This is a genomic window from Streptosporangium canum (genome assembly GCF_900113865.1).
In the GTDB taxonomy this organism is placed as follows: Bacteria; Actinomycetota; Actinomycetes; order Streptosporangiales; family Streptosporangiaceae; genus Streptosporangium; species Streptosporangium canum.
Window position 1 is genome coordinate 81961 of the sequence record NZ_FOQY01000003.1, and the last position, 25631, is coordinate 107591.

Annotated in this window: 27 protein-coding genes; 8 read left to right on the top strand and 19 right to left on the bottom strand. The window is 70.7% G+C overall.

Annotated elements, in window-relative coordinates:
- The first annotated feature begins 39 nt into the window (after positions 1 to 39).
- The gene (locus BM085_RS04995; RefSeq protein ID WP_093885855.1) at positions 40 to 1281 is read left to right on the top strand and encodes an MFS transporter; all 1242 of its coding nucleotides are present in this window, start codon (positions 40 to 42) and stop codon (positions 1279 to 1281) included.
- Here BM085_RS04995 and BM085_RS05000 read toward each other — a convergent pair.
- Positions 1220 to 2581 (bottom strand): APC family permease, encoded by a 1362-nt coding sequence (locus BM085_RS05000; protein WP_245789132.1) that lies wholly within the window; start codon positions 2579 to 2581, stop codon positions 1220 to 1222. The genes BM085_RS04995 and BM085_RS05000 overlap by 62 nt on opposite strands.
- A gap of 257 nt (positions 2582 to 2838) precedes the next feature.
- Here BM085_RS05000 and BM085_RS05005 point away from each other — a divergent pair, with 257 nt between their 5' ends.
- Positions 2839 to 3516 (top strand): murein hydrolase activator EnvC family protein, encoded by a 678-nt coding sequence (locus BM085_RS05005; protein ID WP_245789133.1) that lies wholly within the window; start codon positions 2839 to 2841, stop codon positions 3514 to 3516.
- 217 nt (positions 3517 to 3733) lie between these two features.
- Here BM085_RS05005 and dprA read toward each other — a convergent pair whose 3' ends face one another.
- The 12 genes from dprA to rpsP all read right to left on the bottom strand — a co-directional run bounded on the left by dprA (position 3734) and on the right by rpsP (position 12534).
- The gene (gene dprA, locus BM085_RS05010) at positions 3734 to 4924 is read right to left on the bottom strand and encodes a DNA-processing protein DprA (RefSeq protein ID WP_093885857.1); all 1191 of its coding nucleotides are present in this window, start codon (positions 4922 to 4924) and stop codon (positions 3734 to 3736) included.
- The gene (locus tag BM085_RS05015; protein ID WP_093885858.1) at positions 4921 to 6504 is read right to left on the bottom strand and encodes a YifB family Mg chelatase-like AAA ATPase; all 1584 of its coding nucleotides are present in this window, start codon (positions 6502 to 6504) and stop codon (positions 4921 to 4923) included. The genes dprA and BM085_RS05015 overlap by 4 nt, the downstream gene beginning before the upstream one ends.
- A 51-nt stretch (positions 6505 to 6555) precedes the next feature.
- Entirely contained in the window at positions 6556 to 6909 is a 354-nt protein-coding gene (locus tag BM085_RS05020) for a YraN family protein (RefSeq protein WP_012888570.1), read from the bottom strand.
- 109 nt (positions 6910 to 7018) lie between these two features.
- Positions 7019 to 7342 carry a DUF2469 domain-containing protein gene (locus BM085_RS05025; protein ID WP_012888569.1) on the bottom strand — a complete coding sequence of 108 codons (324 nt, stop codon included), beginning with the start codon at positions 7340 to 7342 and terminating at the stop codon, positions 7019 to 7021.
- A gap of 39 nt (positions 7343 to 7381) precedes the next feature.
- Positions 7382 to 8068 carry a ribonuclease HII gene (locus BM085_RS05030; protein WP_093885859.1) on the bottom strand — a complete coding sequence of 229 codons (687 nt, stop codon included), beginning with the start codon at positions 8066 to 8068 and terminating at the stop codon, positions 7382 to 7384.
- Positions 8069 to 8142: 74 nt separating this feature from the next.
- Positions 8143 to 8781: a signal peptidase I gene (gene lepB, locus BM085_RS05035; protein WP_093885860.1), complete on the bottom strand. Its 639-nt coding sequence runs from the start codon at positions 8779 to 8781 to the stop codon at positions 8143 to 8145.
- Positions 8782 to 8790: 9 nt separating this feature from the next.
- Positions 8791 to 9675: a signal peptidase I gene (lepB, locus tag BM085_RS05040; protein ID WP_093885861.1), complete on the bottom strand. Its 885-nt coding sequence runs from the start codon at positions 9673 to 9675 to the stop codon at positions 8791 to 8793.
- Between the two features lie 155 nt (positions 9676 to 9830).
- A complete protein-coding gene (gene rplS, locus BM085_RS05045; protein ID WP_031158865.1) occupies positions 9831 to 10184 on the bottom strand; it encodes a 50S ribosomal protein L19 in 354 nt (117 codons plus the stop codon).
- 268 nt (positions 10185 to 10452) lie between these two features.
- Positions 10453 to 11220 carry a tRNA (guanosine(37)-N1)-methyltransferase TrmD gene (gene trmD / locus BM085_RS05050; RefSeq protein ID WP_093885862.1) on the bottom strand — a complete coding sequence of 256 codons (768 nt, stop codon included), beginning with the start codon at positions 11218 to 11220 and terminating at the stop codon, positions 10453 to 10455.
- A 1-nt stretch (position 11221) separates the two neighbouring features.
- Positions 11222 to 11737, bottom strand: coding sequence for a ribosome maturation factor RimM (gene rimM / locus BM085_RS05055; protein WP_031158869.1), 516 nt, complete (start codon positions 11735 to 11737; stop codon positions 11222 to 11224).
- Between the two features lie 91 nt (positions 11738 to 11828).
- Positions 11829 to 12071 (bottom strand): RNA-binding protein, encoded by a 243-nt coding sequence (locus tag BM085_RS05060; protein WP_012888562.1) that lies wholly within the window; start codon positions 12069 to 12071, stop codon positions 11829 to 11831.
- Between the two features lies 1 nt (position 12072).
- Positions 12073 to 12534 carry a 30S ribosomal protein S16 gene (rpsP, locus tag BM085_RS05065; RefSeq protein ID WP_093885863.1) on the bottom strand — a complete coding sequence of 154 codons (462 nt, stop codon included), beginning with the start codon at positions 12532 to 12534 and terminating at the stop codon, positions 12073 to 12075.
- A gap of 269 nt (positions 12535 to 12803) precedes the next feature.
- Here rpsP and BM085_RS05070 point away from each other — a divergent pair, with 269 nt between their 5' ends.
- Positions 12804 to 13712: a hypothetical protein gene (locus tag BM085_RS05070; RefSeq protein WP_143120809.1), complete on the top strand. Its 909-nt coding sequence runs from the start codon at positions 12804 to 12806 to the stop codon at positions 13710 to 13712.
- Positions 13713 to 14005: 293 nt separating this feature from the next.
- On the opposite strand, the gene ffh is transcribed toward BM085_RS05070, so the two are convergent.
- The 5 genes from ffh to BM085_RS05095 form a co-directional block, all read right to left on the bottom strand.
- Positions 14006 to 15556 (bottom strand): signal recognition particle protein, encoded by a 1551-nt coding sequence (gene ffh / locus BM085_RS05075; RefSeq protein WP_093885865.1) that lies wholly within the window; start codon positions 15554 to 15556, stop codon positions 14006 to 14008.
- Between the two features lie 118 nt (positions 15557 to 15674).
- Positions 15675 to 16268, bottom strand: coding sequence for a GTP-binding protein (locus tag BM085_RS05080; protein WP_231509359.1), 594 nt, complete (start codon positions 16266 to 16268; stop codon positions 15675 to 15677).
- Positions 16249 to 16605: a DUF742 domain-containing protein gene (locus tag BM085_RS05085; protein ID WP_231509361.1), complete on the bottom strand. Its 357-nt coding sequence runs from the start codon at positions 16603 to 16605 to the stop codon at positions 16249 to 16251. Before BM085_RS05085 ends, BM085_RS05080 begins: the two co-directional genes overlap by 20 nt.
- 126 nt (positions 16606 to 16731) lie before the next feature.
- The gene (locus BM085_RS05090; protein ID WP_197048434.1) at positions 16732 to 17145 is read right to left on the bottom strand and encodes a roadblock/LC7 domain-containing protein; all 414 of its coding nucleotides are present in this window, start codon (positions 17143 to 17145) and stop codon (positions 16732 to 16734) included.
- A 43-nt stretch (positions 17146 to 17188) separates the two neighbouring features.
- A complete protein-coding gene (locus BM085_RS05095) occupies positions 17189 to 20347 on the bottom strand; it encodes a sensor histidine kinase (protein ID WP_177244958.1) in 3159 nt (1052 codons plus the stop codon).
- Between the two features lie 494 nt (positions 20348 to 20841).
- On the opposite strand from BM085_RS05095, the gene BM085_RS05100 reads away from it, so the two are divergent.
- The 5 genes from BM085_RS05100 to BM085_RS05120 are packed head-to-tail and all read left to right on the top strand — an operon-like array spanning position 20842 to position 25232.
- Complete coding sequence (locus BM085_RS05100) at positions 20842 to 21825, top strand: ABC transporter substrate-binding protein (RefSeq protein ID WP_093885868.1); 984 nt, start codon at positions 20842 to 20844, stop codon at positions 21823 to 21825.
- Entirely contained in the window at positions 21822 to 22610 is a 789-nt protein-coding gene (locus BM085_RS05105) for an ABC transporter permease (protein ID WP_093885869.1), read from the top strand. Before BM085_RS05100 ends, BM085_RS05105 begins: the two co-directional genes overlap by 4 nt.
- Positions 22610 to 23401 (top strand): ABC transporter permease, encoded by a 792-nt coding sequence (locus BM085_RS05110; RefSeq protein WP_093885870.1) that lies wholly within the window; start codon positions 22610 to 22612, stop codon positions 23399 to 23401. Before BM085_RS05105 ends, BM085_RS05110 begins: the two co-directional genes overlap by 1 nt.
- Positions 23402 to 23410: 9 nt before the next feature.
- Entirely contained in the window at positions 23411 to 24196 is a 786-nt protein-coding gene (locus BM085_RS05115) for an ABC transporter ATP-binding protein (protein ID WP_093885871.1), read from the top strand.
- A 31-nt stretch (positions 24197 to 24227) separates the two neighbouring features.
- Complete coding sequence (locus tag BM085_RS05120; RefSeq protein WP_093885872.1) at positions 24228 to 25232, top strand: methyltransferase; 1005 nt, start codon at positions 24228 to 24230, stop codon at positions 25230 to 25232.
- Positions 25233 to 25298: 66 nt separating this feature from the next.
- Here the strand turns inward: BM085_RS05120 and BM085_RS05125 are convergent, their stop codons facing one another.
- The gene (locus BM085_RS05125) at positions 25299 to 25589 is read right to left on the bottom strand and encodes a Rossmann-fold NAD(P)-binding domain-containing protein (protein ID WP_143120810.1); all 291 of its coding nucleotides are present in this window, start codon (positions 25587 to 25589) and stop codon (positions 25299 to 25301) included.
- Positions 25590 to 25631 lie beyond the last annotated feature (42 nt).

The following is a 25631-nucleotide window of genomic DNA, read 5'->3' on the forward strand; positions in this document are numbered from 1 at the left end:
AGTTGTGAAGCGTTCCCTTCAGAAAGCGGTGTGACGCACATGTTCCAGCCCCTCCCCCTGCGCAGACAGCGCGACTACCGGCTGCTGCTGTCCGCCCGCGCCGTCTCCGAGACCGGAGCCGAGGTCACCCGGCTGGCCGTGCCGCTGACCGCCGCCACCCTGCTCGGCGCCTCCCCCTCCCAGATGGGCGTGCTCACCGCCGCCGCCTCGCTGCCCTACCTGCTGATCGGGCTCCAGGCGGGCGCGGTCGCCGACCGGCTGCGACGGCACCGCCCGGTCATGATCGGCTGCGAGCTGGCCTCGGCCGGCGCGATCGCCACGATCCCCGCGGCCTGGATCGCCGGGCTGCTGACCGTGTCGTGGCTGATCGCGGTGACGTTCGTCGTCGGCACCTGCTCGGTGATCTTCCGGGCCTTCAGCTTCCCCCACATGGCCGTGGTGGTCCACGAGAGCCAGCGCCCCCAGGCCCTGGCCGGATTCCAGTCGGCCCACTCGCTCGCGGTCGTCGGCGGGCCCGGTCTCTCCGGTCTGCTGGTCCAGGCCGTCACCGCGCCCTTCGCGATGCTGATCGACGCGGTGTCCTTCCTGGTCTCGGCGCTCCTGATCCGCGGCATCAAGGCACCGGAGACCCACACGCCCGCTCCCCCGCGCGGCATATGGGCAGAGATCCGTGAGGGCCTGCGCGCCGTGGTCGTGGACCCGACGCTGCGCGCCCTCTGCGGCTCCGGGATCACGATCAACTTCTTCGGCAGCGCCTACATGGCTCTCTTCGTGATCTACGCGCTCACCGTCCTGGGCCTGCCCGCCGGGCTGGTCGGCGTGATCACCGCGTGCTTCGGCGTCGGCGGCCTGCTGGGCGCCCTCATCACCTCCCGTCTGGTCAAGCGGCTCGGCGAGAACCGGATGCTGACCTGCTCGGTGCTGCTGTTCCCGCTCGACTTCGTGGTCGCGGCCCTCGCCTCCGGACCGGTCTGGGCCAAGTTCGCCCTCATGTCCGCCAGCGCGCTCATCAGCGGCGCGGCCGTCATCTCCTTCTCCATCTGCTTCGGCGCGATCACCCTGAGGGAGGCCCCCGCGGAACTGCGCGGCCGGATCAACGCCACGATGGGCTTCGCCATGCAGGGCGTCCTCACCCTCGGCGGACTGTTCGGCGGCGTCATGGGCGAGCTGCTGGGTCTGCGCCCGGTGCTGTGGATGGGCGCGGCCGGGGTGGCGCTCATCATGATCCCGATGATCTGGCTCTCCCCGCTGCGCCGCTCCTCCGCACAGCGAACACGATGAGCCCGGCGACCAGCCAGCCCAGACCGACGAGCTTGGCGAGAGGACTGGCCAGGGCGATGATCCAGATCGCGACCAGCCCGCCGGCGACCGGCACCAGCAGGTGCCGCAGCCAGTCCCGGCTCCCTCGCCGGATCCGGAAATACCCGATCACGGAGGCGTGCAGCATCGCGAACGCCGACAGCGCGCCGATGTCCACGATCGACACCAGCACGTCGAGGCCGTTGTCCCGGCTCGCCGCCCAGACGGAGACCACCAGCGTGACCGCCCCGGCGCTGAGCAGCGCCACCTGGGGCGTCCCCGACCGGGGATCCACCGACGACAGCGCGCGGGGCAGCCCGCCGCCCCTGGCCATGCCGTACAGCAGCCGTCCGGCCGCCGCCACCGCGGCCATCGCGGCGAACGCAGGGCCCACCGCCTTGGCGATCTTCATGAGGGTGGCCAGCCAGGGTGAGACGGCCACGCCCGTCACGTCGTAGAAGGCGGTGCCCTGCGCGGCCGGGTGCGCGGCCAGTTCCGCCGGGGGCACCGGGTCCAGCACCCCGGCCAGGTAGGTCTGGACCGCGAACAGCGCACCGGCCACCCCCAGGCAGAGCAGCACCGCCCTGCCCACCTGGCGGGAGTCACCGCTCGTCTCCTCGGCGAAGGAGGCGATGGCGTCGAACCCGAGAAACGACAGGACCGCCACCGAGACGGCCCCGATCACCGCCGCCACCGTGGTCCCCCCGACCCCGGTGAACGGCGACAGCCACGGCCTGGCGGGCCCCTCCCCGACCAGCACGGCCACCGCCATGACCACGAACACGGCCAGCACCGTCACCTCGGCGAGGAGCACCACGAGGCCCACCCGGGCGGCCAGCCGTACTCCGGAGACGTTCAGCGCGGTGGTCACCGCGAAGGCCAGCGCCGTGAAGGCCCAGGCGGGAACGGCCGGGAACAGCGCGTGCAGCGCGATCCCGGAGAACAGGTACGCCACGCTGGGGATGAGCAGATAGTCGAGCATCACCAGCCAACCGGCCAGGAACCCGGCCCCGGCCCCCAGCCCCGCCGACGCGTAGGCGAACACCGACCCCGCCTCCGGCACCACCCGCGACATCTGCGCGTAGGAGATGGCGGTGAAGGCCATGGCGACCGTGGCGACGACGTAGACGAGCGCCACCGCGCCGTTGCTCTTGGCGTCGAGCACCCCGAACACGCCCACCGGAGCCAGCGGCCCGATGAACAGCAGCCCGTAGACGATCAGATCCCGAGCCGAGAGCGTACGGCGCAGGGCCCCCTGCTCCTTCACCCCGTGTTCTTCCACGTCAGTCCCCTTGTCCGAGGCTACGGGGAACCCCCGGCCACCCGGAGAGCGGGTGCTCCACCTCGCCTTCCGCCGCGAGTTCCCCCAGCGGAACGGGGCCGGCGGAGGCGGCGGACCCGGGGTGCCGCGAAGGGCGGGGACGGGGAAGATGAAGGACCTGAGCGGGAAGAGGGTGGTGTCCACAGCGCCGGATCACCTGTCCACAGAATGCCGCTCGGTGTGCTCCGGCCCGCTGGAGATCTCCCATCCTCGGGGAGGTGAACTCCCTGCGGCCCTTCGGGCTCCGAGCCTTGTCGCCCGCTCCGCTGCCCATGCTGATGGCCGTCCTGCTGACCGCCGTGCCAGGGAGCGCGGGCACCCACAGCACGATCGACCTGATCGACCGACGCACGCCCCCGGGATCCTCGCCCCACCAGCACACAGCACCCGCACCCCCAGCCCACCAGCACACAGCACCCGCACCCCCAGCCCACCAGCACACAGCACCCGCACCCTCGGCCCGCTGGGACTGGCCACTCGCCGGGCGGCCTCACGTGCTCCGTGGGTTCGCGCCCCCGGCACAGCCCTGGCTGGCCGGGCATCGGGGGATCGACCTCGCCGCTCCGCCCGGCACGGAGGTCCGCGCGGCCGGAGCCGGGACGGTGGGATACGCGGGACCGCTCGCGGAGCGGGGGGTGGTGACCGTCCTCCATGCCGACGGCCTGCGGACGACCTACCTGCCCGTCCAGCCGTCGGTACGGCATGGCCAGACGGTGGGCCGGGGCGAGGCGATCGGTGTGGTCCAGGACGTTCCCGGGCACTGCCCGGCCGCCTGCCTGCACTGGGGCCTGCTCCGCGACCGCCTGTACCTCGACCCGCTGCTTCTGCTGGGCCGGGGCCAGGTCCGGCTGCTCCCCGTCTGGCCCGCGCACCCCGGACACACCGGCCGCCGATGAGACGCAGGACCACCGGAGGCCGCTGACGGGTCCGCTCTCCGTCAGGCCCGCCCCGGGGACGGCCCCAGCCCGCCGATCATCAGCCAGGAGCCCACCGGAGGAATGCGCCCCGCCCGCCGGTGACCCGTCCAGGGGTTCGCCGAAGGGATGGATCCCGCCCTCCGATCACCGGCCGGGGATCCGCCGGAGGGCCGGAGCGAGGGGCCCCGCCTGCCGGTTACCGGTCGGGGGATCCGCCGGGGCGTAGGCGCCAGCCGCGGGGGACGCGTTCGACGTATCCGGCGGCGGCCAGGGCACCGAGACAGGACAGCACGGTGTCCAGGTCGACGCCCGCCGCCACCGCTACCGTCGCCGGGCCTGTCCCGGTCCGGGCGGGCACGGCCTCGAGAACCCTGCGGATCTCGGGACTCAACCGGTCACGCGGGAGCACCGGGCCACGTGGTTCGGGGGCCAGGTCGCCGCCCATCGCACCGACGAGCTCGATCATCTCCTCGGGGGTGGTCACGCAGACGGCTCTCCCCTGCCGGATCAACCGGTGGCACCCCGCGGAGGTCTCCGAGGTCACCGGCCCCGGCACCGCGGCCAGATGGCGGTTCAGCGAGACCGCGTGTCCCGCCGTGTTGAGCGCCCCGCTCCGCACCGCCGCCTCGATCACCACGGTGCCCCGCGACAGCGCGGCGATGAGCCGGTTGCGGATCAGGAAACGCGGCCGGGTCGGGGTGGCGCCCATCGGGCACTCGCTCACCAGCACACCCTGGGAGCGCACGGCCGCGAACAGCGAATGGTGCGCGCTGGGATAGGCGACGTCGGCGCCGCAGGCCAGCACCACGACGGTCGGCGTCTCACCCGCGAGGGCGCCGCGATGGGCCGCCCCGTCGATGCCGTAGGCGCCGCCCGAGATCACAGCCCAGCCCCGTTCGCTCAGCCCGGCTCCGAACTCCGCCGCGACATGCGTGCCGTACGGCGTGGCGGCCCGGGAGCCGACGACCGCGACGGAGCGCAGGCAGGAGAAGCGCAGGTCGGCCTCACCGTGGAGCCACAGGGCATGAGGGCGGGACTCGCCGAGGTCGTCCAGCTGGGTCGGCCACTCGGAGTCGCCGGGGACCACCAGCCGCGCCCCACGTCGCTCCCCCTCGGCCAGGTCGCGGACGGGGTCGGCCGTCTCCAGCCGGGCCGCCCAGGAGGCGAACATCCGCCCGAGCCTGGCCGTGAGCCGCTCGTGCCGCGATCCGGCCGGCTCCCGGTGCGGAGAGTCGGCGAACCACCCGGCGAGCCCCGGCTCCGGGCGTCCCTCGCGAATGCGCGCGACGGCCGCCTGCGGGCCGTGAGCGGCGACGAGCCTGCCCATCATGGCGTCGCCGGGCTCGGCCACCCGCATCAACGCGACCCGCGCGAGCCGGTCGCTCACCGTTCCTCCCCCAGCCACAGCCCGAGTGCGGCGTTGGTCTCCGCGACTCCGGGCCCGTCCTTGCCGCCGAGGTCGGCCAGCGTCCAGGCGACCCTGAGCACCCGGTCCAGCCCGCGGGCACTCAGCTGACCGCTGTCGAGGCAGCGGAGCAGGGGCGCCATCGCCTTCGGCGGCGGACGGTATTCGGCGTGGAGGGCGCGGGTGGGCATCTCCGCGTTGGACCGCCACGGCCTGTCCGCGAACCGCCTGGCGGCATGTCCGCGGGCGATGAGCACCCGTTCGGCCACCACCCGGCTCGGCTCGATGAACCGGCGGTCGGCGAGGAGCTCGCGCCGGGTCGACCGGTACAAGGTGACCTTGACGTCGATCCGGTCGAGCAGCGGGCCGGAGAGCCTGGCCAGGTAGCGGCGGCGGACCGCGGGGGTGCACCGGCACGGGTCCTCCGGGCTGGAGGGCTGCGCGCAAGGGCACTGGTTGGCGGCCAGCACCAGCATGAACCTGGCGGGGAACGTGACCGATCCCACCGCCCTGGAGACCGTCACCCGGCCCGACTCGATCGGCTGCCTGAGCGAGTCGAGAACGGTCGTCGGATATTCGGGGGCCTCGTCCAGGAACAGGACGCCTCGATGGGCGAGTGACACCGCGCCCGGGCGGATCGCCCCGCTGCCCCCGCCGATGACGGCCGCGACGGTCGCGGTGTGGTGGGGCGCCACGAACGGCGGGCGGGTCAGCAGCGGCCGGTCGACGGGCAGCACCCCGGCGACGGAGTGGATGGCGGTGACTTCGAGTGCCTCATCCCGCTCCAGGGACGGGAGCAGGGTGGGCAGCCGCTCGGCGAGCATCGTCTTGCCGGTGCCGGGCTGGCCCAGCATCCAGAAGTTGTGGCCTCCGGCGGCGCAGACCTCCAGCGCACGGCGGGCGAAGGGCTGACCGGCCACGTCGCCGAGGTCGGGGACGAGCTCGCCGGAATCGGCCGGAGCGAGCAGGCGCGCGCCGCCCGGTCCGCCGACGGACTCGGGCGCCTCGGCGGGCGGGGTGAGCTCGGCCATGGGCAGGTCGACCGGGTCGTCGCTCCGCAGCCGGCTCACCAGCTCGCCCAGCGTGCGGGCGGGGATGACGGTCACATCCGGCACGAGAGCGGCCTCGGCGGCGTTGCGCGCGGGGACCACGACGGTGTCGGCACCGGCTCCGGCCGCCGCCAGCACGGCGGGGAGCACGCCCCGCACCGGTCTCAGCGAGCCGTCGAGGCCGAGCTCGCCCAGGAAGAACGGCTCGGCGACCTTGGCTCGGGGCACGATCCCCGCCGCCGCGAGCAGGGCCACGGCGATCGCCAGGTCGAACACGCTTCCGCGTTTGGGCAGGCTGGCGGGGAACAGGCTGACGGTGATCCGCGCGTCGGGCCACCCGTAGCGGCTGTTGACCACCGCCGAGCGGACCCGGTCGCGCGCCTCGCTCAGCGCGGTGTCCAGCATGCCGATGAGGTGCAGGCCGGCCATTCCGGAGCCGACGTCGGCCTCGACGTCGACGGGGTGGCCGGTCACGCCGACCAGCGCGATGCAGCGCGTGCGTGCGACGGCCACTCACGCCACCCCCCGGGCGGGGCGGATGATCCAGGACAGTCCGGGAGGCATCTAGCACACCCCCCGCTCGTGGCGGATGACGAGGTCTCCGGCGAACCGCTCCAGGGCGATGACGTCGATGCGGACGGAGTCGAATCGCTCACGGCGCTCGGCCAGCCATCTGCCCGTGAGCCTGCGCAGGCGGGCGAGTTTCACCACGGTCACCGCCTCGAAGGCGGTCCCGTGGGTGCGGCCGGAGCGGGTCTTCACCTCCACCACGACGAGCGCCCGCCCCTCACGGGCGACCACGTCGATCTCACCGTCCGGGCATCGCCAGTTGCGATCCAGGATCTGCATGCCGTGCGCCAGCAGATAGTCGACGGCGACCTGTTCGCCATGTCTGCCGAGCTCGTCCTTCGCGGCCATGGAACCACCTCCGGTTCCCGACCTTCGCGCAGCTCACCCTGGCCTCAGAGGGCCGAACCCGATTCTGTGGACACCCGTTCAGGCACGGCCCGCCTCTGTGGAGAACACCTCAGTTCGAGAACCCCTCCTTGGGCATCTCGAGGTCGGGCTTGGCCAGCTCCTCGACGTTGACGTCCTTGAAGGTGACGACGCGGACGTTCTTCACGAACCTCGCCGGACGGTACATGTCCCAGACCCAGGCGTCCTGCATCTTCACGTCGAAGAACACGTCACCGTTCTCGGCCGTGCGGACGTCCAGGTCGACGGAGTTGGTCAGATAGAAGCGCCGCTCGGTCTCGACGACGTAGGTGAACAACCCGACGACGTCGCGGTACTCACGGTAAAGCTGCAGCTCCATCTCGGTTTCGTATTTCTCGAGATCCTCTGCGCTCATACCGATCCTCCTGATTGCACGCCTTCCCGGCCCGCCCGATCAGGCGGGACCGGCCCCCACTTCATTCTCACTCATCACCTCACCCGGCCCGGACCGCGCCACCGTCGCGAACGAGAATCGGTGGGCCGGACACGGGCCGTACATCTCGAGTGCCCTGCGATGACCCACGGTGCCATACCCCTTGTGCACGGCGAAACCGTACTCGGGATGACGCTCACCGAGCGCGGTCATCATCCTGTCGCGTGTCACCTTCGCCACGATCGAGGCCGCCGCGACGCAGGCCGCGACCTGGTCCCCCTTCCAGACGCCGAGTGACGGCACGGGCAGGCCCGGGACGGGGAACCCGTCGGTCAGCACATAGCCGGGGTCACAGGCCAACCGGGCGACGGCCCTGCGCATTCCCTCGATGTTGGATTTGTGCAGGCCGCGCGCGTCGATCTCGGCCGGGTCGATCACCACCACGCTCACCGCCCCCGCGGTCGCGGCGATCCGCTCGTAGAGCGACTCACGCCGGGCGGCGGTGAGCAGCTTGGAGTCGCTCAGACCGTCGATCCGGCGGCCGAGCACGACCGCGGCGACCACCAGCGGCCCGGCACAGGCGCCCCGGCCGGCCTCGTCGACTCCGGCCACGGGCCCCAGCCCGCGGCGCGCGAGAGCCCGCTCGTAGCCGTACAGTCCCGAATCCCGCCGGACCACGCTCGGCGTGGGGCGAAACGCAACCGTCATGGCACCACGGCAGACATAGCGACCATGAGCAGAGAGTACGCCCGATCCGGACCGTTCGGTACCGCTGTCTCACCTCAGCGGAGCTCTCCCCGTCCCGCCCCGGCGAAGATCTCCGGCTTGGTGAAGATCTCCGGCGTCGACAGGACGCCCACACGGGAGAGCGGCCAGTAGATGGCGAAGGCCCGGCCGATCACATCGTCCTCCGAGATGGTGCCCTCCCCCTCCATCTCCTCGTGGGTGCGCGAGTCGCCGGAGGCCGAGCGGTGGTCGCCCATGACCCACAACCGCCCCTCGGGCACGACCTTCTCGAACTTGTCGCCCGAGGCGAAGTCGTCGGGATGCAGGTAGGCCGTCTCGTCGAGCGGGACCCCGTTGACGGTGATCCGGTTCTGGGCGTCACAGCACTTCACGGTGTCGCCGCCGACCGCGATGACCCGCTTGATGGTGTCACCTCCCGGCCAGCCCTCGAAGACCACCACGTCGCCGCGCTCGGTCGCGCCGTGCAGTTTGTTGACGACCACGCGGTCGCCCTCCCGCAGGGTGTTCTCCATCGACTCCGACGGGATCCGGAAGGTCGGGAAGACGAATGCCTGCAGCAGCAGCGCCACCACCACTCCGGAGACGATCAGGGTGACCGTCTCGCGCAGACCGCCCTTGCCGGACGGCTTCCCCTTCCCGGCTTCCTCGGGCTTGCTCTCGGGTTCCGCGGTCATGAGGTACGGCTACCGCCTTGAGTTCCGGCGACGACGCCACAGCACCAGCGGCACGGCCCCCGCGAGACCGCCGACGAGCGGGGTGGCCTCCGCCAGGGCGGCGGCGACCTTGAGGCCGGGCTGCTGGAAGGTGTCGGGGATGGGGAGGATCTTCGCCCTGGAGAACGGCCACACGATCACGAAGGCACGGCCGATCACCTTGTCCACCGGGATCGTCCCGTTACCGGGGTCGCCCGTGTGGGAGCGGGAGTCGAGGGAGACCGAACGGTGGTCGCCCATGACCCACAGGCGGCCCTGCGGGACCTTGACCTGGAAGGGCGCATCGGACGGCTTGTCCCCCGGGTAGAGGTATGCCTTCTCGTCGAGGGGAGCCCCGTTGACGGTGACCCGGCCCTGGGCGTCGCAGCACTTCACGGTGTCGCCGGCGACGCCGATGACCCGCTTGATGTAGTCCTTCTCGCCGGGGACCACGCCGAAGGCGGTCCCGATCCAGCGGAAGAACGCGGAGACCGGGTTGGACGGCTCCTCGAACTGGACCTCGCCGTCCCAGGAGTCGACGCCGGAGAAGACCACGACGTCACCGCGCTCGATGTCACGGACCCGGTAGACGAGCTTGTTCACCAGGACCCGGTCGTTCGTCAGGAGGGTGTTCTCCATCGATTCCGACGGGATGTAGAACGCCTGGATCACGAAGGTCTTGATTATCAGCGCGAGGACCAGCGCCACGACGACCAGGACCGGGAGCTCCTTCCAGAAGGAGCCCTTCTTCTTGTCCTTGCCGTCCTTGCCCTTGCCGTCCGTGGCGGTCTTCTGAGTGTCTTCGGCGACCACGTCCACCTCGTCCTCGACAGGTCGACGCGAGGCTGCGCCGTACTCCCGGTCTTCGCTAGTCATCGTTGACGAGCCTAGATGATGGCCGACACCGTCCGGCTGCCTGCCGGGTCACCATAGCTATGCGTCTTTGCCATAGGAGGTCAAACCTCCTTGCACGCGACTGGCCCGCCCCCCGGAAACGGGTGGCGGGCCAGGACGGCACGGCACGAGAGGCTCTAGCGGGCGTCGCGCTTCTCGCGGATACGGGCGGCCTTGCCGCGCAGGTCACGCATGTAGTAGAGCTTGGCGCGGCGGACGTCGCCACGGGTCACCAGAGTGATCTTCTCGATGACCGGGCTGTGCACCGGGAAGGTGCGCTCCACGCCGACGCTGTAGCTGACCTTGCGGACGGTGAAGGTCTCGCGGGCGCCACTGCCCTGGCGACGCAGGACGAAGCCCTTGAAGACCTGGACACGGGAGCGGGTGCCCTCGATCACGCGGACGTGAACTTCGAGGGTGTCACCGGGACGGAAGTCCGGGACATCGCTGCGGAGCGTGGCCTTCTCAAGCTCGGTGATCAGCGTGTGCATGGCAGTGGTACCTCATTTACGCGAGCACCCGGAGGTCCATCCGGCCGCGATGGGCGGCGCCGTGATGGACACGCGTGCTGAATTGGACGGTGTCTTGGGAGTCAGGCCCATCTGCCCGACAGCGCGCGCCGACCAGAGGACAGTCGGCGGCAACGGTTCAGTCTGCCATATTTTCGCGACCGACCGGAAATCGACCTGTCAGAGCGGGCCGGCGGACGGGTCCGGGGGCCGGGGAACGGCGGGGACTCCCCCGCCGCGACCGTCCCGGTCAGGCGGGGAAGCCGAGCTCCGACAGGAGCTTCCGGTCGTGCTTGTCCAGCGTCTCCGGATCGAGCGCGGCCAGCAGTTCGAGACGGTTCCGCGCGGTACGGCGGAGCGCCTCGTCCCGCCGCCATCGGGCGATCTTGCCGTGGTGCCCGGAGAGCAGGATCTCCGGAACCTCGTGCCCCCGCCACTCGGGCGGCTTGGTGTAGACCGGCCCCTCCAGGAGGTTCTCCATCGCCCCCGGGGCGAACGAGTCGTCCACGGCGGAGTGGGCGTTGCCGAGCACGCCGGGCAGCAGCCGGCCGACGGCCTCCACCATCACCAGCACGGCCACCTCTCCGCCGGCGAGCACGTAGTCGCCGATGCCGACCTCGTCCACGCGCATGCGCGCGCCGTACTCGGCCATGACCCGGGAGTCGATGCCCTCGTAGCGGGCCGGGGTGAACAGCAGCCACGGCTCGGCGGCGTACTCCATGGCCAGCTTCTGGGTGAAGGGCACTCCGCTGGGGGTCGGCACGATGATCCTGGGCTGTGCGGCGGGGTCGGCGGCGAGGACGGCGTCGATCGCCTCGCCCCACGGCTCCGGCTTCATGACCATGCCGGGCCCGCCCCCGTAGGGGGTGTCGTCCACCGTGCGGTGCACGTCGCGGGCCCAGTCACGGAGCTGGTGGAGGTGGATGTCGAGGATGCCGCGCTCGCGGGCCTTGCCGATGAGGGAGACGTCGAGCGGGGCGAAGTACTCGGGGAAGATCGAGATGACGTCGACGCGCATGTCAGGCGATCTCGTCCGGGTCGAGCAGGCCGGCGGGCCCGTCCACGACGAGGATGCCCTTGTCCAGGTCGACCACGGGGACCAGCGCCTTCACGAACGGCACGTAGACCTCGGTCCCGCCCCGCCGTACGACGAGCAGGTCCTGACCGTGGTGGAGGACGTCGGAGACCTCTCCCACCCGCTCGCCGTCGGGGGTGACCACGGCGAGGCCGATGAGCTGGTGGTCGTAGAACTCGTCGGGGTCGTCGGAGGGCGGGATGTCCGCCGAGTCGATGACGAGTGTGGTGCCGCGGAGGTCCTCGGCACGGTTGCGGTCGTTGACGCCCTCGAACCTGACCAGCAGGACCCCGGAGTGCCAGCGCCGGGACTCGATGACGAGCGGACCGGCCGACGCGGGGTCGGTGGCGACGGCCGTCCCGGGGGCGAAACGCCGCTCCGGGTCGTCGGTGCGCACCTCCACGGACACGTCGCCGCGGAGTCCGTGCGGGCGGCCGATCCGGCCTATGACAAGCTGCACGCCCGCCTCCCAAAGTAGTCGTGTGTGGCAGAAAGCAAACGGGTCACCCACAGCGGTGGGTGACCCGTTCACTCGATGAATCTCGTGTCGGCTAGCGGGCCTCGTTCAGGTCGAGCAGATCGACCCGAACGTATTTGCCGTCGCCCAGGGCGTTCACGACAGTGCGCAGCGCCTTGGCCGTACGGCCACCACGGCCGATGACCTTGCCCAGGTCCTCGGGGTGGACCCGGACCTCAAGCACACGCCCGCTGCGGATGCGGCGGGCGTGAACCTGGACCTCGTCGGGATGCTCGACGATGCCCTTCACCAGGTGCTCGAGGGCCTCCTCGAGCATCTCAGGCCTCGCCTTCCGGCTTCTCCTCCGCAACCGGCGCAACCGGGGTCTCAGCGGCGGGCTCGTCGGCCTTCACGGGCTTCTTGGCCGACTTCTTCGCCGTGGTGGCGGCGGCGTCCAGGGACAGCGCCTCCTTGGCCGCGGCCTCGTAGGCGGCGTGACGGTCGGCCTTGGGCTCGGCGACCTTGAGCGGAGCCGGAGCCGGCTCGCCCTTGAACTTCTGCCAGTCACCGGTGAGCTTGAGGAGCTTCAGCACGGGCTCGGTCGGCTGCGCGCCGACACCCAGCCAGTAAGCCGCCCGCTCGGCATCGATCTCGATGCGCGAGGGGTTCTCCTTCGGGTGGTACAGGCCGATCTCTTCGATCGCCCGGCCGTCACGCTTGGTGCGGCTGTCGGCGATGACGATGCGGTACTGCGGGTTGCGGATCATGCCGAGCCGCTTGAGCTTGATCTTGACTGCCACTGGTGTGGTCTCTCCTGCATTAGAGCGTGGGCGAGCGGCGTCTCATCGAGTGGGGCACGAGGAGAGGACCGTTCATAGGGACAGGCGTGGCACGCGGGGGTGAGAGGGCACCCACGTGGTCACGATGTTCCAACATGTCATTGTGCCAGACGTACGGGAGTGCCCAGCCAAACAACCTCCATCTCGTACGGCCCGCAGAGGGCAAATCTCGGTAATCCTCGTGTGTCCGAGATGCTGGGCGGTTCGCGCTGCTGCGCTAAATGGCCGCCGTGGCAACCACCCTGAGGTCTCTGCTGTTGACCGCGACCGGCTCCGTCGCCGTTCTGGGCGCCGTGCTCGCCATGAGAGCGACCGCCGCCACAGGCGAGTTCGTCCTGGCCAGAGGCGTCGAACTGGAGATCCGCGGCATCCCCGCCCTTGGCCAGGAGGCGTTCACCGGCAGCTGGGGCCGCGCCTCCATGGGCCCCTCGGGGGGTGAGGACGGCGGCGACTGGACCGATCCCGACGGCGTGCGGGCCTTCGTCTCGCTGGCGGGCAGGCGGCTCCGGGCGAGGGTCGCCGCGCCGGTCTCGTGGGAGGCCGGCGGCCGGTTCAGGGTCAGGCAGCTCAGACTCAACCCCCGGGCCGGCCTGCCGCTGCTGGTCACGGGCACGGTGCGGACCGGCGTCAGCTGGAGGCCGTCCGGTCCGGCCGGCGCCTCGGTCGTGGCCGCCCCCGGCTCCGTGGCCGTGCTGGGCCAGCCGGTCGAGGCCGGGACGACGAGCGTCCCGGCGACGGGCGTCCAGCTCGGTTATCCCGGGGTGACGGGGGCGGTGCTGACCGTCGTCAGAACCGACGTCCGGAAGACCTCCCCGCATGCCGGGGGCGGGGGCCGGACGGCCGAGGCCGGGATGATCCTCGCGATCAGCGGGCGCATGTTCGACGCCTCGGGCGCCGTCGTCTACGACGGGCCGCTCGCCGAGGTGACTTTGGGCGAGGCCGGCATCGACTGCGCCGGGGGCGCCACGAGGCGGGGGCCGGGCCTCATCCCGTCTCCGGTGCCCGCTCCCACCCCGTCCGGGACGCCTGCCTCGGCGCCGCCCGCCACAGGCGACGGCCCGGACGGCACGCCGACGTTCGCCGAATCGCTGCTGAGCATGCCGGCCGTACCAGCCGGCTGTTCACGGCCTTCGGCGTGACCACTCCCTCCCGGGGCCCCGGGAGGGAGCCCGCGAGGCGGAGAGCGGGCGGGACTTCACAGGACGCAGGGGTGACGGAGACGGGACAGAGGTGTCGGCCACGGGACAGAGCGGGGGGCGGAACAGAGGTGACGGGGACGGAACAGAGCGGGGGTGGCGGATCCGTCCGCCACCCCCGCTCTCCATGCCCTACCTGGGCCGCACTCCCAGCAGTTCCAGAACCGCCACGGCGATGAAACCCACCATGATGGCCAGCCAGACCCACCGGGCCCGCCCGTGGAACCTGTCGTCGCTCACTTCTGCCCGGGGAACTTGAACTTCGAGGGGTCGAAGCCCGGCGGCAGCTCGAGGCCGGGCGGGAGCTGACCGGCTCCCAGGTTGCCGAGGGCGCCTCCCGGAGCGGCGGGGGCGTCGGCCGGACCGGAGGAAGCCTTGCCCAGTGCCGCCTTGCGCGGGTCACCACTGACCCGCCGCCCCTTGGCCGCCTTCTTCTGCGCGGCCTTGTTCGCCTTGCGCCCGCCGGGCATGCCGGGGATGCCCATCCCGCCGGCCATCTTCTTCATCATCTTCTGCGCGTCGAAGAAGCGGGTGACCAGGCCGTTCACCTCGGTCACCGTCACGCCGGAGCCCTTGGCGATGCGGGCCCGGCGGGAGCCGTCGATCATCTTGGGGTTCTGGCGCTCGCCCGGGGTCATCGAGCGGATGATCGCGGCGATGCGGTCCAGGTCGCGGTCGTCGACCTGGTTGATCTGCTCGCGCATCTGCCCCATGCCGGGCATCATGCCGAGCAGGTTCTTGATGGGGCCCATCTTCTGGACCATCATCATCTGCTCGAGGAAGTCCTCCAGCGTGAAGCCCTCGCCCGAGGCGAGCTTGCCCGCCATCTTGGCGGCTTCCTGCTCGTCGAAGGTCTTCTGGGCCTGCTCGATCAGGGTGAGGATGTCACCCATGTCGAGGATGCGGGAGGCCATCCGGTCCGGGTGGAAGGCGTCGAAGTCCTCGAGCTTCTCGCCGGTGGACGCGAACATGATCGGCTTGCCGGTGATGTGGCGGACCGACAGGGCCGCGCCGCCCCGGGCGTCGCCGTCGAGCTTGGTGAGCACGACGCCGTCGAAGCCGACGCCCTCCATGAAGGCCTGGGCCGTGGAGACGGCGTCCTGGCCGATCATGGCGTCGACGACGAACAGGACCTCGTCGGGCGATACCGCGTCGCGGATGTCCGCGGCCTGCTTCATCAGCTCCTGGTCGATGCCCAGGCGACCGGCGGTGTCGATGATGACGATGTCGTGCTGCTGCCGCCTGGCGTGGTCGATCGACTGGCGCGCCACCTCGATCGGGTCGCCGACGCCGTTGCCCGGCTCGGGCGCGTAGACCGCGACCCCCGCCCGCTCGGCCATGACCTGGAGCTGCTGGACCGCGTTGGGACGCTGAAGGTCGGCGGCGACCAGCATGGGCGCGTGGTTCTGGTCACGCAGCCAGCGGGCGAGCTTGCCCGCCAGGGTGGTCTTACCGGCACCCTGGAGGCCCGCGAGCATGATGACGGTCGGCGGGGTCTTCGCGTAGCGGAGCCGCCGGGTCTCGCCGCCGAGGATCTCGATCAGCTCGTCATTGACGATCTTGACGACCTGCTGCGCCGGGTTCAGCGCCTGGGAGACCTCGACGCCCCGGGCGCGCTCCTTGACCTGCGCGACGAACGTCTTGACCACGGGCAGCGCGACGTCAGCCTCGAGCAGCGCGATGCGGATCTCGCGGCAGGTCGCGTCGATGTCGGCCTCGGACAGCCGACCCTTGGAACGGAGGGAGGAGAAGACCGATGTGAGCCGGTCGGAAAGCGTCTCGAACACGTGATTGGCCAGCCTCTGCGCTACAGGTCTGCGACTCGACCCCCCAGCCTATCCGTTGGGAGGCGTGACTAACGCCCCGACGGTCGGCGTCCCCGTCCGGGAACGCCCGGCCGCGTGGTCAGCGCCCCCACCCGGGAACGGCCATCCGCATGGTCAGCGCGTGCTCCACGAGCGTGATGAGCGTGGCTTTCACCGCGTCGCGCGAGCGCGCGTCGGTCCGTGAGATCGGGATGTGCGGCGCCAGCGTCAGCGCCTCCCGCACCTCTTCCTCACCATGCAGGTAGGTCCCGTCCCAGCCGTTGACCGCGACCACGAAGGGGAGCTTGGCCTCCTCGAAGTAGTCGATCGCCGGGAAGCTGTCGGCCAGCCGGCGGGTGTCGACCAGCACGATCGCGCCGATGGCGCCGCGCACGAGGTCGTCCCACATGAACCAGAACCGGTGCTGGCCGGGCGTGCCGAACAGGTAGAGGATCAGGTCCCGGTCCAGCGATACACGGCCGAAGTCCATCGCGACCGTGGTGGTGGTCTTGTTCGGGGTGAGACCGAGGTCGTCGATGCCGGCGCTGGCGTCGGTCATCACCGCCTCCGTGGTCAGGGGGAGGATCTCCGACACCGCCCCCACGAACGTGGTCTTACCCACACCGAATCCACCGGCGACGACGATCTTCGTCGATGTCAGGCCGCCGCCGCGGCTAGAGTCTGCGAAGTCCACTGAGCACCCTTTCCAGCAGGTTGAGATCCGGCTTGCCCGCGTCCAGCTGCGGCTGATGCAGCTGGACCAGACCCTCGGCCGCCATGTCCGCGACCAGGATCCGGGTCACGCCGAGCGGGATGCGGAGCATCGCGGAGATCTCAGCGACCGAACGCACTTGGCGGCACAGGGCGCTGATCGCCTGATACTCCGGAGTGCGGGTGGACAGATCATGATGTACGGACGTCGCCGAGGAGACGAGTGCCTCCATGGCGAGCTGGGTCCGGGGGGCGGTCCGCCCCCCGGTCACGGCATACGGCCGGACCAGGGAGCTCTGCTCCGCCGGTGCCGGTTGCATGAGATGTGAAGGACCACCCTGTTGCCGATAAGGGTCGTCCATCGACTGATAAGGCGACCCGCCTAGCGGGTCACCTTCACCAGTCCAGCCGCGGCCTGCCACGGCACCCTCCTAGGATCATCGTCCTCACCTGGGGTGGGAGGCCTGGAGTTCGGCGCGGACGGCCGGCGTCAGCACCTGCCCCGCTCGTTCGACGAGCAGGGTCATCTGATAGGCCACCAGACCCATGTCACAGTCGGCGGCGGCCAGTACGGCGAGGCAGGAGCCGTCACTGATCGACATGATGAGGAGCAGCCCTCGCTGCATCTCCACCACCGTCTGGGTGACGGCCCCGCCCTCGAAGACCCGGGAAGCCCCCTGGGTCAGGCTGATCAGACCGGCCGCGACCGCCGCCAGCTGGTCCGCCCGGTCCCGGGGGAACCCGTCGGAATACGCCAACGGCAGACCGTCCGCCGACACCACGACCGTGTGCGCCACGCCTGGGACGTTGTTCACAAAGTCGGTGATCAGCCAATTGACCCCCCGGGCGGCCTGGCTCATTTCGCGCACGTGTCATCCTCCTTGGCGACCATGATGAGCTCGCTCACCGGTCCTCCTTGTTTCCTTCAACGTCCCGACCGAAGTCGGGATACGGCTGCCCGTCACCGGCCTCGCCCCTGGCCGCCGCACGGCCCTGCCGTACTCCCTGCTGGAAGCTCGCCAGCCTGTTGCGCACCGCCTCGGGAGAGACGGTCGGCCGGAGTACGGGGGTATGGGGGGCCGCGCCCGCATCGGGTGCGGCCGTGCCGGGCACCAGGTTCGCCTTGGGCACCCGCTTGGGGAGCCCGGAACCGGTGATCCCGCCGAGCGAGGGTTCGCTCGCCGCCTGGGCGGCCTGCCAGCCCACGTCCGCGGGTGAGGACCAGGCGTCGGCGGCGGGCGCGGGCGGGGGGGAGGCCGCGTCCTTGAGCTCCTCGGTCAGGTCCTGGACGGGCGCCGCGGGGTCGACCTTCCTGAACCAGTCGGACTCGACCGCGGCGAAGATCGGCAGGAACTCCTCCTTCGCCTCTTCCATGGGCGAGGAGTCGCGGACCACGGGCAGCGGGCCGGTGCTGTCGGCCGGTTCGAAGGCGCGCCGTTCCAACGATCCCAGGTCGCCGGCGGACGGCCATCCTCCGGAGCCGCCCTCGCGGGACGGCGGGTCCGGCCAGGCTCCGGCCGCGCCCTCGCGGGAGGGCGGGGTGGGCCATATCCCGGAGTCGCCGCCCTGCATCGGCGCGTTCGGCCATATCCCGGAGTCGCCCTCGCGGGAGGGCGGGCTCGGCCAGGCCCCGGAGTCGCCGCCGCGCATCGGCGCGTTCGGCCACACGCCGGTGTCCGTCTGGGAGGTGTTCGGCCAGCCGGAGTCGGCGCCCGGTGGCGGCACGTGGCCGGGCCAGGGGGTGTCGACCGGCGCCTGCCCGAAGTAGCCGCCGCCCGGGGCGGGCTGCCCGGCGTCGAAGGAGCCGAACTGCTGCCCCATGTCGAAGGAGCCGAAGGAGTGGGCGGCGTCGAACGAGGCGAACGCCTGCTGCGCGGGGTCGAGCGAGGTGGGGCTGGCCAGCACGGGCGCCCGGTCCATGGGGCTCATCGACCCGGCGGCCCAGTCGCCGCCCTGCGCCGCGGCCGCGCCCCCCGGGGCCGGGCGGGCGCCGGAGGCGGCGAGCAGGGTCTCGGGGAGCAGCACCATGGCGGTCAGGCCGCCGCTGTCCTGCTGGCGGAGCTGCACGCGGATGCCGTGCCGCAGGGCCAGCCGGCCGACCACGAACAGGCCCATGCGGCGGGAGACCGAGACGTCCACCACCGGCGGGTTGGCCAGCCGCCAGTTCGCCTGCCCGAGCTCCTCGGGGGTCATGCCGATGCCGATGTCGGTGACCGAGACCATCACGCCGCCGCCGTCGATGCGGTTGCTGGACACGACGACCTTGGTCTCCCGGGGGGAGAAGGAGATGGCGTTCTCCACCAGCTCGGCGATGAGGTGCACGACGTCGTTGACGGAGGTGCCGACCACGGCCACGCCGGCGGAGAGCCGCAGGTCCACCCGCTCGTAGTTCTCGACCTCGGAGAGCGAGGCGCGGACCACGTCGATCAGGGGGATCGGCTGGCTCCACCGGCGCGCGGGCTCCTGACCGGCGAGGACCAGGAGGTTCTCGCTGTTGCGGCGCATGCGGGTGGCCAGGTGGTCGAGGCGGAACAGGCTGCCGAGACGGCTCTCGTCCTGCTCGCCCTGCTCCAGGCTCTCGATGAGGGACAGCTGGCGTTCGACCAGGGTCTGGCTGCGCCGGGAGAGGTTGACGAACATCGCGTTGACGTTGCTCCGCAGCGTCGCCTCCTGGCCGGCCAGCCGTACGGCTTCGCGGTGCACCTCGTCGAAGGCGCGGGCGACCTGGCCGATCTCGTCGTCGGAGGCCACCCCGATCGGGGTGACGTCCTCGGCCGCGGCCTCGCCGCTCTCGCGCATGCTCTGCACGGTGTCCGGAAGGCGCTGGCCGGCGATGGACAGGGCTTCGGTGCGCAGCGTGCGCAGCGGCCTGACCAGCGACCGCGCCATGATCGCGGTGATGGCGAGAACGAGGATGAGGAGCAGCACGCTCAGCCCGCCGGCGATCAGCGCACCCTGCTGCTCGGACTCCTGGAGGACGCGGCTCTGCGTGATCAGGGTGTCGGCGATCCGCTTCTCCACCACGCGCATCCGCTCGATGGTGTCGGAGGAGGCGTCGAACCAGGTCGTCTGGTCGCCGGCGCCGGTCCTGGAGACGTCGACGCGGACGAGCGGGGCGCCCTCGACGGCCAGCACGAGGGCGCGGGCGCGCATGGACTCCGCGCGGTCCTTCTTCTGGCTGCTCACGGTGTCGTCGTAGAGCTGGCGCTGGGCGACCGACGCGTCGGAGCGGAAGGTCGCGAGCTCGCTGTCGCGCTGTGCCCGGGCGGCCAGCATGGCGTTCAGGCCTTCGGAGGTGAAGGTCCTGTCGGCGAGGGCGACGGCGAGGTTCGCCCGTTCCCTGGACGCCTGCTCCTTGGCCCTGGACAGCGCGCCGAACGCGGTCGCGCTGCCGGCGAGCTCCTGGTCGGCGACACCCTGGATGATCTCGTCGTGCAGGGCCAGCAGGTCGGCGATCGTCCGGGAGTACATGGCGATCGTGGGCTGGGCGGGGAGCTGGGTGCCGACCGCGGTCTTGCGGACGCTGTCGAGCTCGTCGATGCGGCTGCGCATCTGGGCGAGTTCGGTCTTGCCCCGCTCGCCGAAGCCCTCGGCGGCGTTGCTGCCGATGATGAGGTCGATGCGGTCCCTGGCCCGCTTGGCCACCTGGTCGACGGCCCGGTACTGCTCCTGCAACCTGGCCTTGCCGGTGTTGCCGCGGCCCTGGGCGACGAGCCGGGCCGACAGGTCGCGCTCGGTCTCCAGGTTGTGCGCCAGGTCGCTCAGCTCGGCGACGAGCTCGGCGCTGGTGCGCACGCGCTCGTATTCGGCGGCGGTGCTGATCGACGTGGTCACCCGCAGGCCGCCCAGGACGATCGCGGCGGCGGTGGGGATGACGATGAGCGCGATCAGCCTCGTCCGCACGCGCCAGTTCTTGAGCGCGAGCTTGCTGCCGTTCGTCTCGGGTCCACGACCGTCGAGGTCCGGAGCCTGGCCGCCTTCCGGCGGCACCCCCTGGGCGTCGAACGCCGGGGGGGATGCCGCCCCGGATTCGCGTTCGCTGGGGATTGACGCTGTCCTCACTGGCCTCCGCTGCCTCTCCTCGGATCGTCTGCTTGGAGGGGATCGCGTCACGCAAATGATGTGCAAGTGACGCCGACGCATCCATGGGGTAGGGGTTATTGGAGCACAGCCGGATGAGTTCAGCCAACAGCACATAACTCGCGTTTTATGCGTAACCGGCACACATGGCTCGTAACCGGACAGTCACTCTCCGACTAAACGTGCAAACTTTCACAAAGCAGCGAAATACCTTTCTTGACACCCTTGACTGCGACGACTAGACAAATCCCAGCCATCGCGATTCACGGGCACAGGGCAAGAAAGTCCGATTATGACCCTTTTGGCCCTTTAGGCCGATATTTGTAATTTGGGCGATCTACTCCGCTACTCTGATCCGCGGTCGGCATACCCCCCTTGATCACGTGCCTCCCGGGACATCTTCATGTCGCTCGCCAGCTTCCAGTAGCTTCCAGCGAGTTCCGGCCGGGGCGGTCAAACGCAGCTAAGGAGACCCCATGAGGTTCAGACTTGCGGGCCGGGCGGTCGTCGCAGGGCTCGCCGCCGTGCTGACCCTGAGCGCCTGTGGTGGTTCGGACGCCAAGACCGACACCGCCAGCGCGAGCGGGCTTGAGAAGACCAAGATCACGATTGGCGCGCTGCCCATCCCCGACTCGGCCGCGCTCTACATCGCCAACAAGAGGGGCTTCTTCCAGAAAGAAGGCCTGACGGTCGACATCCAGGTGGTCCAGGGTGGCGCCCAGGCACAGCAGGGCCTGTTCGGCGGCTCCCTCGACGCCACGCAGACCAACTACGTCTCCACCTTCCTGGCCGCGTCGGCCGGCAACAAGCCGAAGATCATTTCCGACCTCTACCAGGCGACCCCGAACTCCTTCAACCTCATGGTGGCCAAGGACTCCTCGATCAAGTCCCCGGCCGACCTGAAGGGCAAGAAGATCGCGGTCAACAGCCTCAGGAACATCGGCACCCTGTCGGTGACCTCGGTGCTCAAGACGCACGGGCTGACCGACAAGGACGTCGAGTTCCTGGAGTTCCCCTTCCCCGACATGGCCGGCAAGCTGGAGCAGGGCGTGGTCGACGCGGCCTGGATGACCGAGCCGCACCTGACCGCGGTCCAGAAGAACATCGGCGCCCAGAAGCTCGCCGACACCATGGTCGACTCGACCGCCGACTTCCCCATCGCCGGCGTGATCGTCACCGAGGACTTCGCCAACAAGAACCCCAAGACCGTCGCCGCCTTCCAGCGCGCGGTCGCCGAGGCCCAGAAGATCTCCGCCTCCGACCGCAAGGCCGTCGAGGAGATCCTGCCGACCTACACCAAGGGGATCGACGCGGCCACCGCCGCCGTCATCACCCTCGGCACCTTCCCCACCAGCCTTGACGCCACCCGCCTGCAGCGGGTGGCCGACCTGATGCTCGAGCAGGGCCTGCTGAAGAGCAAGATCGAGGCCAAGTCCCTCCTCCTCGGAAACTCCGGGTGATCGGACGGCGCCTGCTCGACAGCAAACCGCTCTGCGGCGCCCTCGGCGCCGCAGGGCTGTTCTGTGTCCTGGAGGCAACCGGCCGGACCGGGCTGATCAGCCCGATCGTTTTCCCGCTGGCCTCGACGGTGCTCGGCCGCGCGGTCGAGCTCGCGACCGACGTGGACTTCCTCCTCGACGTCGTCTCGACCCTCGGCGCCTGGGCGCTGGGGCTCCTGCTCACCGTCGTGATCGCCGTGCCCGCCGGGTTCGTGCTCGGCACCCTGCCGCGCGCGGAGAGCGCGCTCCGGCCCATCCTGGAGTTCCTCCGCCCGATCCCGTCGCTGGCGCTGATCCCGCTGGCGCTCGCCCTGTTCTCCGACAAGTTCGACATGAAGATCACGCTGATCGTCTACGCCGCCACCTGGCCGGTCCTGATGAACACGCTGTACGGGCTCAAGGACGTCGACCCGCTCGCCAAGGAGACGCTGCGCAGCTTCGGGTTCGGCCCACTGGCCGTGCTGTGGCGGGTGTCACTGCCGAGCACCGCGCCGTTCGTCGCCACCGGCGTACGGCTGGCCTCGGCGATCGCGCTCATCGTGGCGATCAGCGTGGAGCTGCTCGCCGGAGGCTCCGACGGCATCGGCGTCTTCCTCATCGAGGTGGGCGGCAGCCCCGACGCGATGGTCTACATCATCGCCACCGCCATCTGGGCCGGAGTCATCGGCCTGGTCTCCGACAGCCTGTTCGTGCTGGCGGAGCGGCGGATCTTCCGCTGGCACACCGCCCGGACCGAGGTGGTCTGATGAAACGCGTCCTGCGCGCCGCCGGCCGCCTGTGGGCGGTGCCGGTGGTGCTGGTGGTCTGGGAGCTCGTCACCCGCGCCGCGGAGAATCTCTCCTTCCCGCCGCCGACCACGATCGCCGCGAGCATGTACGAGATGTGGCTGACCGGCCCGCCCGAGCGGCTCTGGCTCACCGACGCGGCGCTGGAGAACATCCCGGCGAGCGTCGGCCGGCTGCTGGCCGGATGGGTGCTGGCCGGAGTGATCGGGACCGCCGTCGGGCTCGTTCTGGGCCGCCGACCGCTGTACTTCCGGTTCGTGGACCCGCTCGTGCAGTTCGCCCGTGCCATCCCCCCGCCCATGCTGCTGCCGTTCTTCATGGCGCTGTTCGCCATCGGCCCGCAGATGCAGATCAACGTGATCGTGTTCGGCATCATCTGGCCGGTGCTGATCAACGCGGCCGAAGGGGCCCGGCACATCGACCGCCAGTACGTGGACACCGCCAGGGTCTTCGGGCTGTCGCTCAAGCAACGGCTGTTCCTGCTCGTCCTCCCCGCGGCGATGCCGAAGATCTTCGCCGGTCTGCGGGTCAGCCTGTCCCTGGCGTTGATCCTGATGGTCATCTCCGAGCTGGTGGGCAGCACCGACGGGATCGGCTTCCAGCTCCTGGACGCCCAGAGGTCTTACGATCTCCCCGGCGTGTGGGGGACCATCGTGGTACTCGGTGTCCTGGGATATGTGCTCAACTCGGCGTTCCTCGCGGCCGAACGACGCGTCCTGTCCTGGCACCGGACCGCCAAGCAGACGACCTGAGGACCTGCTGTGCTTGAGATCTCCAACCTGACCCACACCTACGGCAGCGGACCGAGCGCCCACAACGCGCTGGACGGCATCGATCTGACGGTCGCCGAGGGGGAGCTGGTGTGCATCGTCGGCCCCTCGGGGTGCGGCAAGTCCACCCTGCTGCGCTCCATCGCCGGGCTCCTGCGGCCCACCGGCGGCCAGGTGGTGCTCAACGGCTCTCCCGTCGAGCAGACGCCGGACAACCTGGCCGTGGTCTTCCAGGACTACAGCCGCTCCCTGTTCCCCTGGATGTCGGTGGCCGACAACGTCTCCCTCCCCCTGCGCCGCAAGGCAATGGACAAGAAGCAGCGCAAGGACGCGGCGCTGGAGGCGCTGGAGCAGGTCGGCCTGGAGAGTGCCGGGGCCAAATACCCGTGGCAGCTGTCCGGAGGCATGCAGCAGCGGGTCTCCATCGCCCGCGCCCTCGCCTACCGTCCCGCCCTGCTGCTGATGGACGAGCCCTTCGGCTCGGTGGACGCCCAGACCCGTGAGGAGCTGGAGGACCTGACCCTGCGGGTCCGCGGCCACCACAACATGACCATCGTGCTCATCACCCACGACATCGACGAGAGCGTCTACGTCGGCGACCGCGTCGTGGTCCTGTCCAAGGCCCCGGCCGGGATCGTGGGCGACCTCCGCGTGGACCTGCCCGGACCGCGCGACCAGATCACCACGCGGGAGCATCCCGACTTCGTGCACCTGCGCGCGGAGGTCGGCCGCCTGGTCCGCGGCATGCGGAGCCAACCGGCCTCCGCCTCCCAGTAAGACCAGTAAGACCAGTAAGAGAGGACTGCCAATGAGCGACCCACAGGCACCGGTCTGGGATGCGATCGGCGGGGTCTCCCGCTTCGCCGCCCTGGCCACCATGGCCGAGTTGGGCTGCGCCGATCATCTGAAGGACGGGCCGCTGAGCGTCGAGGAGCTCGCGCTCCGATGCGGGGCGGACCCGGCGGCGCTCGGCCGGGTGCTCCGCCAGCTCGCCGCCATGGGCATCGTGGCGACGGCGACGGCCGGGACCTACCAGCTGACCGAGGCGGGCGCCACGCTCCGCGGCGACGTGCCCGACTCGCTGCGGTCCGCCGTACGGATGATCGCCGAGGAGGGCTTCTGGTACGGCATGGGCACGGTCGCCCGGACCGTGCGGACCGGCAGGTCGGCCTTCGTCGAGCGGCACGGGCCCCTCTACGGATACCTCGGGGACAACCCCGAGGCCGGGCGCCTGTTCGACGACTACATGGTGGCCAGGGCCCTGCCGTTCGCGGAGGCCGTGGCCTCCCGCTACGACTTCTCCGGCGTGCGCACCCTGGTGGACGTGGCCGGCGGCAAGGGACACATCCTGGCCGCCGTCCTGAAGGCCCATTCAAACGTGCGAGGAGTCCTGTTCGACCTGGAACAGGTGGTCCCGGGGGCACGGGAGTTCTTCGCCGAGGCCGGTCTTGAAGATCGGTGCAAATGCGTCAGCGGGGACTTCTTCGCCGCGGTGCCCGCCGGGGCGGACGCCTACATGCTGGGCAGCGTGATCCACAACTGGTCCGACGAGGACGCCGTGCGGATCCTGCGCAACATCCGGGACGTCATCGCGGACGACGGCCGGGTGCTCCTGGTCGAGTTCGTCGTGCCGGACGACGACAGCGCCCACATCAGCAAGGACGTGGACATGCGGATGCTCGCCCTGTTCGGCGAGGGCATGGAGCGCAGCGCCTCCGAGTACGGCGAGCTGCTGGCCAAGGCCGGTTTCCGGCTCAGCCGCCAGGTGGAGCTGCCGGGCGGCTCCAGCGTCGTCGAGGCACTGCCGATCTGATCCGGGCAGAAGGCCGGTGACGTGGAGATCCGCGTCACCGGCCTTCGCCGTTTCGGGGTGCCCGCGTCACCGGCTCCCCGCGCTCCGGGAGGTCCTCCCCCGGGGCAGCGCCAGGATCGTGCCGCCGGAGCGGCCGATGCGGGTTTGGAAGCCGGTGCGGACGCCGACCTCCGCGAGTCCGTCACCCCGCCCGAGTCCGGCGAGTTCCCCGGCGGCGTGGGGCCGGAGATCGATTCCCGCACCGGGCGGGCGCAATTCCACGGCCGACTCGGCGGCCACGCATTCGATTCCCGCGGCGTGCCGGCCGGGTGCGGCGGTGCGGCCGCCGATTCCTCCGCCGGCGATCAATACACGCATGCGTATCCGCCCCCGGCCGCCATTCCCCGGACCGACCTCCAT